Annotated in this window: 12 protein-coding genes; 3 read left to right on the top strand and 9 right to left on the bottom strand. The window is 64.3% G+C overall.

Annotation, left to right across the window (positions count from 1 at the left end; genetic code table 11):
• Positions 1 to 89 precede the first annotated feature (89 nt).
• Together ACPTTF_RS07930 and ACPTTF_RS07925 are read left to right on the top strand one after the other, a co-directional pair.
• On the top strand, positions 90 to 1844 hold the full coding sequence (locus tag ACPTTF_RS07930) for an AMP-binding protein (RefSeq protein ID WP_423370817.1): 1755 nt from the start codon (positions 90 to 92) through the stop codon (positions 1842 to 1844).
• A 29-nt stretch (positions 1845 to 1873) separates the two neighbouring features.
• Positions 1874 to 2791 (top strand): DUF1571 domain-containing protein, encoded by a 918-nt coding sequence (locus tag ACPTTF_RS07925; protein ID WP_423370816.1) that lies wholly within the window; start codon positions 1874 to 1876, stop codon positions 2789 to 2791.
• Positions 2792 to 2818: 27 nt separating this feature from the next.
• Here ACPTTF_RS07925 and ACPTTF_RS07920 read toward each other — a convergent pair whose 3' ends face one another.
• The gene (locus tag ACPTTF_RS07920) at positions 2819 to 3103 is read right to left on the bottom strand and encodes a hypothetical protein (RefSeq protein WP_423370815.1); all 285 of its coding nucleotides are present in this window, start codon (positions 3101 to 3103) and stop codon (positions 2819 to 2821) included.
• A 295-nt stretch (positions 3104 to 3398) separates the two neighbouring features.
• Here ACPTTF_RS07920 and hfq point away from each other — a divergent pair, with 295 nt between their 5' ends.
• Positions 3399 to 3980, top strand: a complete 582-nt coding sequence (hfq, locus tag ACPTTF_RS07915) for an RNA chaperone Hfq (RefSeq protein ID WP_048020710.1) — start codon at positions 3399 to 3401, stop codon at positions 3978 to 3980.
• Positions 3981 to 4057: 77 nt separating this feature from the next.
• Here the strand turns inward: hfq and ACPTTF_RS07910 are convergent, their stop codons facing one another.
• The 8 genes from ACPTTF_RS07910 to ACPTTF_RS07875 all read right to left on the bottom strand — a co-directional run bounded on the left by ACPTTF_RS07910 (position 4058) and on the right by ACPTTF_RS07875 (position 12936).
• Complete coding sequence (locus ACPTTF_RS07910) at positions 4058 to 4765, bottom strand: DUF2968 domain-containing protein (protein WP_166964121.1); 708 nt, start codon at positions 4763 to 4765, stop codon at positions 4058 to 4060.
• Between the two features lie 54 nt (positions 4766 to 4819).
• Positions 4820 to 6211 carry a sigma 54-interacting transcriptional regulator gene (locus tag ACPTTF_RS07905; RefSeq protein ID WP_166964119.1) on the bottom strand — a complete coding sequence of 464 codons (1392 nt, stop codon included), beginning with the start codon at positions 6209 to 6211 and terminating at the stop codon, positions 4820 to 4822.
• A 108-nt stretch (positions 6212 to 6319) separates the two neighbouring features.
• Complete coding sequence (locus tag ACPTTF_RS07900; RefSeq protein ID WP_423370814.1) at positions 6320 to 8356, bottom strand: pilus assembly protein TadG-related protein; 2037 nt, start codon at positions 8354 to 8356, stop codon at positions 6320 to 6322.
• An 11-nt stretch (positions 8357 to 8367) separates the two neighbouring features.
• Positions 8368 to 8694 (bottom strand): DUF3613 domain-containing protein, encoded by a 327-nt coding sequence (locus tag ACPTTF_RS07895; protein ID WP_423370813.1) that lies wholly within the window; start codon positions 8692 to 8694, stop codon positions 8368 to 8370.
• A gap of 20 nt (positions 8695 to 8714) precedes the next feature.
• The gene (locus tag ACPTTF_RS07890; RefSeq protein ID WP_423370812.1) at positions 8715 to 9560 is read right to left on the bottom strand and encodes a tetratricopeptide repeat protein; all 846 of its coding nucleotides are present in this window, start codon (positions 9558 to 9560) and stop codon (positions 8715 to 8717) included.
• Between the two features lie 17 nt (positions 9561 to 9577).
• On the bottom strand, positions 9578 to 10570 hold the full coding sequence (locus tag ACPTTF_RS07885; RefSeq protein ID WP_423370811.1) for a type II secretion system F family protein: 993 nt from the start codon (positions 10568 to 10570) through the stop codon (positions 9578 to 9580).
• Between the two features lie 4 nt (positions 10571 to 10574).
• Positions 10575 to 11576: a type II secretion system F family protein gene (locus tag ACPTTF_RS07880; protein WP_423370810.1), complete on the bottom strand. Its 1002-nt coding sequence runs from the start codon at positions 11574 to 11576 to the stop codon at positions 10575 to 10577.
• Positions 11569 to 12936 (bottom strand): CpaF family protein, encoded by a 1368-nt coding sequence (locus tag ACPTTF_RS07875; RefSeq protein ID WP_423370809.1) that lies wholly within the window; start codon positions 12934 to 12936, stop codon positions 11569 to 11571. Before ACPTTF_RS07875 ends, ACPTTF_RS07880 begins: the two co-directional genes overlap by 8 nt.
• Positions 12937 to 12939: the final 3 nt, after the last annotated feature.

The following is a 12939-nucleotide window of genomic DNA, read 5'->3' as shown; positions in this document are numbered from 1 at the left end:
GGCGCCCCCATCGATCGACCGTGCGCCACGGGGCACGGGCCGGCGCCGAAGCGCCTGCCCTCGCCGAGAGCAAAGACCGGAGACACGTCATGTCATCTTCCGCAGCACCCGCAGCGGCCCAGGTTCCGCCGAACACCGACGGCATCTGGTACGCGTCATATCCGCCCGGCGTCCCGCACGACATCGACGTCACGCAATACGCATCGCTCGTGCAGTTCTTCGACGAATGCACGAGCCGCTTCGCCGAGCGCGTCGCCTATGTGAGCGCAGGCGCATCGATGACCTATCGCACGCTCGCGCAGAAAGTCGACGCGTTCGCGTCGTATCTGCAAAGCCTCGGCGTCAAACCCGGAGATCGCGTCGCGATCATGCTGCCGAACACGTTCCAGTACCCGGTCGCGCTGTTCGGCACGCTGAAAGCCGGCGCGATCGTCGTCAACGTCAATCCGCTCTACACCGCGCGCGAACTCGCGCACCAGCTGAAGGACAGCGGCGCGCAGACGATCGTCGTGTTCGAGAATTTCGCGCGCACGCTGCAGGACGCGCTGCCGGAAACGCAGGTGAAGAACATCGTCGTCACCGCGCTCGGCGACCTGCTCGCCGACGGCTTCAATGCGAAAGGACGCCTGATCAATTTCGTGCTGAAGCACGTGAAGAAACTCGTGCCGGCCTACCACCTGCCGCAGGCCATCCGGTTGCGCTCCGCCCTCGCGCTCGGTGCACGCGGCAAGCCGCAATCCGTGCCGATGTCGCGCGACGACCTCGCATTCCTGCAATACACGGGCGGCACGACAGGTGTGGCGAAAGGCGCGATGCTCACGCACGGCAACCTGATCGCGAACCTGCTGCAGGCGAAGGCCTGGATCGCCGACCAGGTATCGGGCGACGTCGAAACCGTGCTCACGCCGCTGCCGCTGTATCACATCTATTCGCTGACGGTGAACGCATTCATCTTCATGGGGCTCGGCGGGCGCAACATCCTGATCGCGAACCCGCGCGACATGACGATGGTGATGAAGATCATCCGCAACGAGACGTTCACCGGCATCACCGGCATCAACACGCTGTACAACGCGTTCCTCGACAACGAGGAATTCCGCAAGCGCGATTTCTCGAAGCTGAAGCTCGCGATGGCGGGCGGGATGGCGATGCAGCGCGCGGTCGCCGAACGCTTCCAGCAGGTGACGGGCCGGCCGGTCGTCGAAGGTTACGGCCTCACCGAATGCTCGCCGATCGTCACGATGAACCCCGTCGACCTGAACGACATGGCCGCGTTCAGCGGTTCGATCGGCCTGCCCGCGCCGTCCACCGTCGTGCGCTTTCGCCGCGAGGACGGCACCTGGGCGCCGATCGGCGAACCGGGCGAGCTGTGCGTGCACGGCCCGCAGGTGATGCGCGGCTACTGGCAGCGCCCCGACGAGACGGCCAAGGTGATCGACGCCGACGGCTGGCTCGGCACCGGCGACATCGGCGTGATGGACGAACGCGGCTTCATCCGCCTGATCGACCGCAAGAAGGACATGATCCTCGTGTCGGGCTTCAACGTGTATCCGAACGAGATCGAGGAAGTGCTGGTGATGCATCCAGGGATCAGCGAAGCCGCGGCGATCGGCATTCCTGACGAGGTACAGGGCGAACGGATCAAGGTGTTCGTCGTGCGCCGCGACCCGTCGCTCACGGCCGACGACGTGCTCGCGCACTGCCGCAAGAACCTGACCGGCTACAAGATGCCGAAATTCGTCGAGTTCCGCGACGCGCTGCCGCAGACGAACGTCGGCAAGATCCTGCGCCGCGCGCTGCGCGACGAGGAACTCGCCAAGCTCAAGGCCGCGAAGCAAGGTTGAACGATCCATCGCCCCAGGAGACGCCGTCGATGAACGAAGGAAAGAAGCGCCACAGGCGGCATGCCGCCGCCGTGGCAGTCGCGTGCATGCTGTCGCTCGCGCAGGCTGGCCTGCATGCACAGGAAACGGCCAGCGCCGTGAGCGCGGCGCAGGAGGTCGCGCTGCCGGCGGACCTCGCGAAAGTCACGCGCGAGCCGGTCGCGCAGCAGGCGCGCTGGCTGCGCACGGCCGCGCAGCGCGGCGCGCTTGCGCAACTCGATGACGCGACGCTCACGGCGCTCTTCAAGGCACTCGATCCGCTCGCCGTGCCGCTCTACATCCGTAACGGCCCCAACGGCTATCCGTCGTACCAGTTCACGATGGTGCGCCAGGAACGCATCAGCGGAAAATGGTCCGATACGCCCGACCGCATGCTCGTGAAGACCACCCGCGAGCCGCTGCGCGTCTATGCGAAATGGCTGCCGGGCGGCGCACATGCCGGACAGGAGACGATCTACGACACGACGCAGCGCAAGGACGAGATGTACGGCCACCTTGGCGGCCTGCTCGGCAAGATTCCGCTGTGGACGGCACTCGACGGCGCACTCGCGCGCGCTCAGTCGAATCACCAGGTGAAGGATCTCGGCACCGAGTTCATCACGAACCTGTACCTGACCGAAGGGAAGAAATACGTGGAGGCCGGCGTGCAGCGGCCGACCGATGTGGAAGCCAGGACGGTCGGCGGCGTGCGCGTCGTCGCGCTCACCTACGAAACACCGACCGGCCGGCCGCAGTTCTACGCGAAGAAGGAAGTCCTTGGGCTCGACCTGCACGCGCCCTATTTCCGGACCGTCGAGTCCTATGACAACGACGGCAAGATCTTCGAGCGGATCGTCATCGAGAAAATCGCGCCGGCGACGCTCGACGACACCGCATTCGACCCGAAAAACCCCGACTACGCGTTCTGATGCGCGCCGGCGGGGCCGGCCTCGGGCTCAATCGTCATCGTCGTCGCCATGGTGCCGGTGCCAATGCTTGTCATAGTGCTTGTGCCACTTGCGATAGCGATCGTCGTCGTCATCGCCGTAGTAGCCGTATCCGTAGCCCGGATAGGCGACCACGGCCGGCTGCGGCGCCACATAGACCGGCGCCGGTTCGACATAGACCGGCGCGACCGGTACGCCGATGCCGACCGACAGGTCGACATGCCCCGCCATCGCACTGCCGGAAGCCAGCAACGCCACGCCCCCGACCCACCCTGCCCATCGCCTCTTGTTCATGTTCTGAATCCCTGATATGCCGGCCCGCCCGGCTCGCGCAGCCAATGTAAGCGTCGCGCGAGAACCAAGGTGATACGGCACTGCGAGAGTCGTAACGCGGCGTAACGAAATGGCATTGGCCGTTTGGCCGAATCGCGAAAATGCGCTGGAACGTCTATAGTGGGTTACGGTTCGACACAATCACGACTGCGCGCTTCCCGATCGAACAGGGTAGAATCCCGCCAAATACCTTGTGGACGAACACGCCACACACACGCACAACATATTCTCTGACGCAGGCTCCTGCCGCACCTCAATGGCCAATCCCGCAGAATCCCATCCGCAAAACGACTTCATCAATTCGGCGCGCAAGGAACGTAAGCGCGTTGAAATCTATCTCGTCAACGGCATTCGTCTGACGGGGTGTATCGAGTCGTTCGACCAGTACCTGGTGATGCTGCGCACCCCCGTGGGTCTGCAAGGCATCTACAAGCGCGCGATTTCCACGATCCAGCTCGACACGGGCGGCTCGCGCCCGGGCGGCAGCGGCGGCCCCCGCGGTCCGCGTACCGGCGGGCGCCCCGGCGGCCGTGAAGGTGGCGGTCACAGCCCGTACGGCTCGCACGGCGGCCCGCGTGAATCGCGCGGCGACGGCGGCTACGGCTCCCGCGAACCGCGTGAAGGCTATGGCTCGCGCGAACCGCGCGAGGGTTACGGCTCGCGTGAGCCGCGCGAAGGCTACGGCGCCCCGCGCGAACCCCGTGAACCGCGCGAAAGCTATGGCGCGCCGCGTGACGCCGGCGACGCATCCGGCAACGCATCGCCGTCGGATTCCCGCGGCGGCAACGGGCCGGTGATCGTGACACGCCGCCGGCGAATCGTGCCGGACGGCCAGTAAAGCAAAAGGGCAAGCCAACCGGCTTGCCCTTTTTACTTGTGCGGCCGGCGCGGCATGTCGCCGCACCGCTGCCGGGTTCAGCGTGCCGTCGTCGGCAAGCCGGCGTCGGCCTCGCGCTGCAACGAACGCACCTGCTGCTGTAACGCACGCAGTTGCGACTGAAGCTCGGCCTGCTGCGCCTGCAATGCAGCCGTCTCGTTACGTACGCTCTTCTGGCGATCCGCGACTGCCGCCTGTTGCTGGCGTGCGATCGAGATATCGGCCTGCAGACGCCGCGCGCGGTCCTGCGTGACTTCGATCTGCTTGTCCATTTGCGCCTTCTGCGATTCCAGCTTCGCTGCCCGCAGTTCGTTCACGGACAGCCGCTCCGCCTGGCGCGAGAAATCGCGATAGATCGCTTCCGCACGCGTTTCATCGTAAGTCTTGATCACACGCCAGAACGCCTTCTGCTGGAACAGCGCGACGAAGTACGCGCCGTCCTTTACGTTGAACAGCAGGCTCGCACCGTAGCTACCGTTGTAGCTCGTGCGCATTTCCGTCAGCGTGTGCGCCTGGATCTGGCGCTGCAGGTCGTCGACCGTGCTCGGCCCCGTCGACTCGCCCGCCAGCGGCTGCACCGACGTCTGGACCTGCGGATCGATCACCGGAATCGCGGCCACCGGCGCCGACGCCTGCTGTACTGCCGGCGAACCGCTGTCTGCCAGACTTTGCGCATAAGCGCCCTGCATGCCTCCCACCATGGCGAGCAACACGCACGCCTTTCCCAACCCCGTCATATGGCTCATGAAGTTCTATTCCCGCCCGAGTCGTTGTAATTCAGCGCGATTTTATCTCATTAATTACTCACTTTCGCGGGTCTCGGGCTCCTCGTCAAAGATCTGATATTTGCGCATTTTTTCCCACAGTACCTTGCGGCTGATACCGAGCTGCTGCGCCGTATCCTGACGCCGCCAGCCGTTTGCGTCGAGCGCCGCAATCACGCGGTTGCGCTCGTTCATGTCCCACTTGCTGCGATCCACGAAAACCTCGGCCGCGCTCTCCGCCGGTACCGGCTGCGCCGAATTGCGCGCGTGCGCGATCAGCCGCTGCAACCGCGCGGCATCCCACCCGCCCGTCTGCCGCACCGTCACGCCGACGCGCTCGGCGAGGTTGCGCAGTTCGCGCACGTTGCCGGGGAAATAGCTGTCCGCGACCGAATCCGTCAGCCAGTACGGCAGATCGGACAACTCAGCGAGCCGTTCCTCACCGACGACCTGTGCGACGAACGACTTGAACAGCGCGATCTTGTCGACGGCGCCGCGCTCTTCCAGCGACGGAATGCTCAGCTCGATCACCGCGAGCCGATAGTAGAGATCGGCGCGGAACAGGCCATCCTTCACGAGCTGCGGCAGCTTCTTGTTGCTCGCCGCGACCAGGCGGAAATCGACCTTGACCGGCGTCGTTGCGCCGACGCGCAGCACCGCGCCGTCCTCGAGCACGCGCAGCAGCTTGACCTGCTGGTACAGCGGCAGATCGCCGACTTCGTCGAGGAACAACGTGCCACCGCCCGCCTGCTCGAAATAGCCTTTATGCGCAACAACCGCGCCCGTGAACGATCCCTTCGCATGACCGAAGAACAGCGATTCGAACAGGCCGTCGGGAATCGCGCCGCAGTTTACCGGCACGAATTCGCCGTGCCGGTAGCGCGAATGCTTTTCGTGCAGCAGTTGCGCGATGCGCTCCTTGCCGACGCCGGTTTCTCCGTGCAGCAGCACGTTGGTGTCGCAGTCGGCGAAGGTATCGACTTCGTGCAGCAGTGCCTGCATCGATTCCGAGTGCGCGACGAGTTCGGTCGGATGCGACGTTTCGGCCGTATGCGCACGCAGCTGCGTGACGAGCTTGCCGATCATGCCGCGCAGCTCGGCGCACGTGAAGTCGAGCGGCAGGATATGTGAATACTCGGGCGGATACTGCGACGCGTCGTGATCGCGCGCCGCGCCGACCCAGACGACCGGCATGCCGATGTTGGCCTGCCAGTCGCGCAGGAACGCTGCGCCGATTTCGATCATCGTCACGCTGATGATCGCCAGCGACGGACGCAATGCGGCGCGCTCGGGCGAGATCTCCGCGTTGTCGGCGCGGATCACTTCGACGTCGAAGCTCGCCATGCACCGGGCGACGCGGTCGACAATGTCCGCCTTGCCTTCCCAGACGTACAGGTCGAGCTCTTCGATTGCGGGCGTGGTTCTCATGATTCGGGTGCGGCTTCAGTAATTGACGAGTTGCTTGGCATTGCAGCTCAGTGAGCGGTTGCAGGCGGCAACGACGCTGCCTGCCTTGTTGCCTGAACGTTCAGGAATTTATTGGACCAGCATAGGGTTGCCGCATTTGATCGAGTCCGGTGTGTTCGTGACATAGGCATTCCCCAGGCTCAGACCGAGCAGGCCCGTGACGGAGGTCAGGAGAGAATCGACAGGCTGCAGGAGCAGCGGAACGAGTGTGCTTCCCAATGCAGACAGAAGCGGCCCGGTCAGCGCATTCAGCAACGGATTCAATATACCGGCCAGCACCGATACCAACCCGCCGCTTGCCGACAGCGAGATCGACAAGCCGCTGTTGACAATACCCTGAACCGCGGGCGACAGGAATTGATCCGTTCCCGTGCTCAGCATGTAAGGTGACGCCGGGCTCGGCGATGCGGATGACCCCGGGCCGGGATACGTGAACGTCAGCGGGGTCGGCGTTTGATTGGCAACGGGAACCGTCAACTGCCCGGGAGTCAGGTTGATGTTGACCGAGATATTATTCAGGTCAAGGAGCCCCAACGTCAGCACATTGAGCAACGTCGTCAACGTAGACGTCAGACCGCCAAGGTTCAACAGATTGAGCAGGCTCTGCAGGTTGACGGACACCAGCGTGATCGGTGTGGCGCTGCCGTTGGGCGTATAACCGGTCGGCGCGTTGAGATTGATCGGCGTATTCGCCGCGCCGCCAAGGTACACGGCCACCACTCCAGTCTGCACATTCACCTGCGCCGTCTTCGTACCATTCGCGGAACAAGTGACGGACGCCAGGCCGGCCGTCGCCGGCGCCAAATAGGCAGTAACCGGCAACTGAACTTTCGTAAGCGACGTCGCCGTGCCGGATGAACAACTGCTCCCCGGATAGACCAACGAGCCGTCCGGACACGTCGACAATAGCGAAATCGACGTATTGAGGAACACGTTCCCCTGCGCGGTCGACGTGTTCGTCGTGCAATTGGAGGTCCCGCAACTCGCCGGTCCCGGCGGGCCGCTCGCCGTGGCCGGCGGCGTCCCCGCGAGCGACACGGAACCCGACACGGTCGCGTTCAGCAACGGCGCCAGCGGAGTCGGCGTCTGAACCGTAACGCTAGGAATACTGACCGAACTCGTGCCGTTCGCGATCTGCAATGCCGTCGACAGCAATCCGAGTGCATTGACGCTGGCGTTGACGGCGGAGCTTCCCGTCGCGGTAGCAGCAGAAACCAGCTGGCCGAGCGCGATCTGCGGACCGCCGCAGACGCTGCCGGAACAGAGCGCAGCGACGATCGCGTTCAGTACGTTCAGGTTCGCCCCGACCAGATTCTGCTGCGTCGCCGCCTGCAATGTCGCGTTCGCCAGTTGGCCGAGCGTCACGGTACCGTTCAATACGCCGGTGGTCGTACCGACCGGCAGATTGGCGAGAATCCCGGCCAGTTTCAGGTTGACTTGCGCCAGCCCCTGATAGTCGAGGACCTGCAGACTCAGCGCATTCGGAGACCCCGTCAGCACTTGCAGCAACTTGTTGGCCAACCCGCCGTTCAACGCCGCCAACGACGTGGTCAACGTAAAGGTGTCAGTCGGCACGCTCTTGGCAATGGCCGACGCGCTGATGGTTGCGTTATTGATAAAAATCCCGCTCACCAGTTCGGAAACGGTCACGCACACGGCATTGACCGACTGCCCGGCACTGACCGTTCCGCCTGACAAGCCGGCGCATTGGTTATTGGGGGGCAGCGGTGCTCCCGAGGTGCGCGTGAACTGGGCGCTCGCGCCGCTGGTTGGCGGCGGGCTCCAGATCCCGCACGTCACGGTTGCAGTGGCCTTTCCCGACAGCAGGCTTGCCGGTACGTTCGTGATTTGATTGACCGCATTCGTTGCGGCCGTGCAGTTGGCGTCGCTGGCGACCTGCGTCACGGCGGACAGCGCGGCCGTATCGGCAGCCGACTGCATATGGCGTCGTTCGGCATAGTAGCGTCCGATATCGGTCGCACCCAGCACGATGACCGCTATCGCCAGGAAAATCGTCGCCATGATCGCGGCGCCACCACGCTGACGACGTTCTCCCGGGCAACCGATCCGGCGCCGCCGAGCCACAAGTGATTGATCTGTGCGCATTGGCGTCTCGCTTACTGCGCGCTTTGCCCGCCACCTGACATGCCACCGGCAGCACCGAGCTGCGAATTCATCGTGTCAGGAATCTTGTTCTTGAACGAGTCGAGATAGCGTTGATAGACGAGCGACGCGACGTCGCCGAGTACCGGTTGCGCTGGCGCCGCAGCACGATTGCCCCGCTGCATCGCGAGCCATTCCTTCGCGGAGCGCTCGACGTCGGACGCGTGCGGCGCATCTGCATCCTGCGCACGGACGACAGTCGAGCCGGCCACGATCCAGGCGATCGCACCAATTACTGCGATCCGGCCCACGCGCACGTTTCGATGGTGTTTATTGTTCATGTCGTTCCCCGGATGTCTGTTCATTGTGCAAAGCGCTGCAACAGCGGCACGGTCTGGTCATAGCCGAAATTGTTCGCCATCGGTGTAATCGGCGCTGCGGCGGCACGACGCGACACCACCGGTGGCGTCGCGACCGCACGCTGCTGCGCATGTGCCGCCGCAACGATCTTCGCGGCGTCGCCATTGATGTCCTTGCGGATATCCGCCGGCAGATGTTGCTGATTCATCAACCGTTGAGCATCCTGAGTGCGCCCCGCCGCGATGAGATAAAGCGCAAGATTGCTGACGATCTTGGGATTGCGCTGATCCAGTTCGGCCGCCTTCATCAACGGCACCCGCGCACCGACGATGTCGCCGCTGCGCAACTTCGCGTACGCGAGATCGGACAGCAGCGACGCATCGGTCGGCGCAAGATCCGATGCCTGCGCGAGCGCCTGCGCCGCGCGATCGAAATCGCCTGCCGCGCCCGCGATCAACCCGAGCCCGCGATAGCCTCGCGCGGCAAGCGGCGTTTTCAGCAGTTGCGTATAGACGGCCGCGCTGGCGACCGGCTGGTCGGTCATCCGCAGCGCGTCCGCGCGCAACAGGACCGATTCCGGAATCGCGCCATATGTCTTGTCGTATGCATCGATATGCGCGAGCGATGCAAAGTAGAGCCCCTGCGCCTGCATCCGCTGGATCAGACCTAGATACATCCCGGGCGTATCCGGTACGGACTGCTTCTGATCGGCCGCCTGCATCAGCGCCGCCCGCTCGGTCTGCGAGCTGACGCCGTACCCGTTTTCCTTGGTTGCGCACGCACCGAGCAGCAGTACCACTGCCGCAGCCGCCCCCATTTGCGCTGCCATCCCGCTGATCCGCTTCATCGTCTTTCCTTCCACCGTCAATGGCGCGACGACAACGCGTGCGTCACCGCCAGCAAACCCGGTCCGGCCGTCACGATCAGCAAGGCGGGCAGCAACGTCAACACCATCACGCCAGTCATCTTCACGGTCAATCGGCCGATCCGTTCACGCAACATCGCACGACGCGTCTCGCGCAACCGGTCGCCGAACTGCTTGAGCGGCTCCTGCACCGCACCGCCATGCTTGTCGACCTGAACCATCAATCGCACGATCGCGCGCAGATCCTCGTTGTCGAATCCGCCGGACAGGCGCTGCAACGACTGCTCGCGCGTCCGGCCTGCCGCGAACTGGCGCTGTGCAATTCCCATTTCCGACGACAGTACCGGCATCATTCCGCGAAAGTCGTTCGTCACGACCTGCAGGCTCTGATCGAGCGACAACCCGACGCCCTGCAACAGACGCAGCATGTCGACGAGCAACGGCAGTTCGTCGATCACGCTCTGCCGCCGCGCCGCCGCGCGGCGCTGCACGTACAGCTTCGGCAACATGAAGCCGAGCCCGAAAGCGGCAAACATACCGATCATCCACATGCCGCCCTTCATCCGCCCGCTCGCGAAAATCGCGAACAGCAGCGGCAACCCGATCCCGCACGCGACCCGGGCGCTCAGGAACAACCCTCGCGTGCGCGTATCGACGTAACCGCATTGCTCGAGCAGGCGGCGATCCTCTTCCGCGACAACGTATTTGCCGAATCCGGTTTCGAGCCAGCGCACACCAGCCGCCGACAGACGATCGAGAATACGTTCGACGCGCTGGCCCCGACGTACGTCGGGCTTCGCTGGCGCATCGCCGTCCGGCGCGGTCCGCGCTTTCGCTGCTTCGAGCGTGGCCATACGCCGATCGAGCGCATCGACAAGCGCGCGCTCGGCGCGCGTCGCCGCACTCGCGCGCAACAATGCAATCATGCCGAACAGCAGCACGCCGAGTGCGCCGCTCGCCAGGGCAATCGCTCCGATCTGAGTCGCTGTCATAGCATCACCTGAGCCGAGCCATTCGATACAGCCAGACACTGCCGGCCAATTGCAACAGGAACGCGAACATGAGAAGCGTCCGTCCACCCGGATCGTTCCACATCCCGTGCAGATACTTCGGATTGGACACGATGATGAAGCTGCCGATCCCGATCGGCAACATCACGAGCACAAAGGCCGACAACCGCGTCTCCGCCGACATCGCAGTCAACTCGCGCTCCGCCTGTTCGAGATCGCGCATGAACACGGCCATGCGTTCCAGCATCACGTCCGCGCGGCCGCCGTACTTGACCGACAATCGCAATACGGAGCCGACAAGTTCGAACTCCTCAGTCCGGTAGATTTTCGCGATGTGCATCATTGCGCGATCGATTTCGACACCCCCTCGCAGCATCCTCGACACGTGGTCGAGACAGCCGCGAAGCGGCTCCTCGGTCGTCTGCAGCGCGGATTGGAACGCCGCCGGCACGCTGTTGCCAAGCGTGACGAGTCGTACGATCCCGTCGAGGAACGACGGGATCTGCCGGACAATCTTCAGCCTGCGCCGCTGAATTCGCGATGCGAGCCAGACCCCGAGAATCGAACAGCCGCACGCAAGCGCCGCGAAGCACGCGAGCGTGCCACCGCGATTGCCCGCGAACGCCGCGATCGCAACCAGCACGACGAGCGCGACAAGCGTCTTGCCGCGTGCATCCTCGATGCCCGCGCGACTTTCAAGGTTCGTCAGATACTCGGATGCCGTCGCATACCAATGCGTCCAGAACGTGTCGGACGATGCGCTCCGTGCCGCACCTGGCTGCGTCGGCACCGCGCGCGCGGCGCCTGCCGCCGATGGCCGTGCTGCCTGCGCGGCGACACCGGCACGTGCGCCGGGTTCAAGCCGGCTGTCGATAAAGCGCTTCGCGTCGGTCCGTACGCGCCGGGTTTCCGCGTGACGCCACAGCATCATCGCAGCCGCGACGCACAGCATCGCGAAGGCCAGCACCCAAACCATCGCGCTATACATTGAAGCCCCCGCCGCGACCGAACCCGCCACCACCGAAGCCGCCGCCAAACCCGCCATCGCCGTACCCGCCGCTCGTCAGCGTCTGACGGAAACGCGCGAGCTTCGGCGAATGCGGATGAATGCCGAGCGTTTCCCAGTGATCGACTTCCTCGCCCTCCGCCGTCACACGCGCTTCGTAGCGGTAAAGCTCCTGTGTGGCGATGATGTTGTCGGACAGCCCGGTCACTTCGGTGATCGACAGGATCCGCCGCCGCCCGTTCGACAGGCGCCCGATCTGCACGATGAAGTCGATTGCGTTCGCAATCTGCCGGCGCAGGCTCGACTCGGTGCCCTGGAAGCCCGCGAAACCGGCAAGCATCTCGAGACGGTACAGGCACTCGCGCGGTGAACTTGCGTGCACGGTACCCATCGAGCCGTCGTGGCCGGTGTTCATCGCCTGCAGCATTTCCAGCACTTCGCCGCCGCGCACTTCGCCGACGATGATCCGGTCCGGGCGCATCCGCAGCGTATTGCGCAGCAGGTCGCGAATCGACACGACGCCGGTACCGTCGAAACCGCCCGGACGGCTCTCGAGACGCACGACGTGCGGGTGGTTCAGCGACAGCTCCGCCGTATCCTCGATCGTCACGACACGCTCGATCTCCGGAATGTGGAACGCGAGCGCGTTGAGCAGCGACGTCTTGCCGGAGCTCGTGCCGCCCGACACGAGAATGTTGCAGCGCGCCTCGACCGCCGCCTGGAGCAGCGTGTTGATCTCTTCGTTGAACGTCCCGTTGCCGAGCAGATCGGACGGCTTCAGCGGATCCTTGCGGAATTTCCGGATCGATACGACCGGGCCGTCGATCGACAGCGGCTCGATCACGACGTTCACGCGGCCTCCGTCGGGCAGCCGTGCATCGACCATCGGGTTCGACTCATCGAGACGGCGGCCGATCGGCGCAAGGATCCGGCGCACGATCCGCAGCAGGTGCGCGTTGTCCGTAAAGCGAACCGGCAGCTTCGCGAGGATCCCGTGACGCGACACGTACACGTCGTTGTAGCCGTTGATCAGGATGTCCTCGACCGCCGGGTCCGCGAGCAGGTCCTCGATCGGCCCGAAGCCCGCAAGCTCCTTCGTCAGGGCCTCGGCGATCGCCCGCACCTCGTTCTCGTTGAGCGGAATGCGGCGCAGGCGCACGAAGCTGTCGATCTCGAGATCGACAAACTGGTTGATCGCCTGTCGGGACCAACGGCCGAACTCGGCGCCCAGTTCTTCGATACGCGTCAGCAAGTGCTCGTGCGCGGCATTCTTGATGTCGTGAAATTGCTGCGTCTGGGGGAACGGCGCTGCGCCGTCGGCGAATTGAATGTCGTGTGCCATCGC

It is taken from the genome of Burkholderia crassaminum (assembly GCF_964265005.1).
Taxonomy (GTDB): domain Bacteria; phylum Pseudomonadota; class Gammaproteobacteria; order Burkholderiales; family Burkholderiaceae; genus Burkholderia.
The sequence above is the reverse complement of the archived record's forward strand: the minus strand, read 5'-3'. Positions and strand labels throughout refer to the sequence as shown.

Coding starts and splice junctions, on each gene's coding strand:
- ACPTTF_RS07930 (WP_423370817.1), top strand. CDS start 90: ATGTCATCTTCCGCAGCACCCGCAGCGGCCCAGGTTCCGCCGAACACC.
- ACPTTF_RS07925 (WP_423370816.1), top strand. CDS start 1,874: ATGAACGAAGGAAAGAAGCGCCACAGGCGGCATGCCGCCGCCGTGGCA.
- ACPTTF_RS07920 (WP_423370815.1), bottom strand. CDS start 3,103: ATGAACAAGAGGCGATGGGCAGGGTGGGTCGGGGGCGTGGCGTTGCTG.
- hfq (WP_048020710.1), top strand. CDS start 3,399: ATGGCCAATCCCGCAGAATCCCATCCGCAAAACGACTTCATCAATTCG.
- ACPTTF_RS07910 (WP_166964121.1), bottom strand. CDS start 4,765: ATGAGCCATATGACGGGGTTGGGAAAGGCGTGCGTGTTGCTCGCCATG.
- ACPTTF_RS07905 (WP_166964119.1), bottom strand. CDS start 6,211: ATGAGAACCACGCCCGCAATCGAAGAGCTCGACCTGTACGTCTGGGAA.
- ACPTTF_RS07900 (WP_423370814.1), bottom strand. CDS start 8,356: ATGCGCACAGATCAATCACTTGTGGCTCGGCGGCGCCGGATCGGTTGC.
- ACPTTF_RS07895 (WP_423370813.1), bottom strand. CDS start 8,694: ATGAACAATAAACACCATCGAAACGTGCGCGTGGGCCGGATCGCAGTA.
- ACPTTF_RS07890 (WP_423370812.1), bottom strand. CDS start 9,560: ATGAAGCGGATCAGCGGGATGGCAGCGCAAATGGGGGCGGCTGCGGCA.
- ACPTTF_RS07885 (WP_423370811.1), bottom strand. CDS start 10,570: ATGACAGCGACTCAGATCGGAGCGATTGCCCTGGCGAGCGGCGCACTC.
- ACPTTF_RS07880 (WP_423370810.1), bottom strand. CDS start 11,576: ATGTATAGCGCGATGGTTTGGGTGCTGGCCTTCGCGATGCTGTGCGTC.
- ACPTTF_RS07875 (WP_423370809.1), bottom strand. CDS start 12,936: ATGGCACACGACATTCAATTCGCCGACGGCGCAGCGCCGTTCCCCCAG.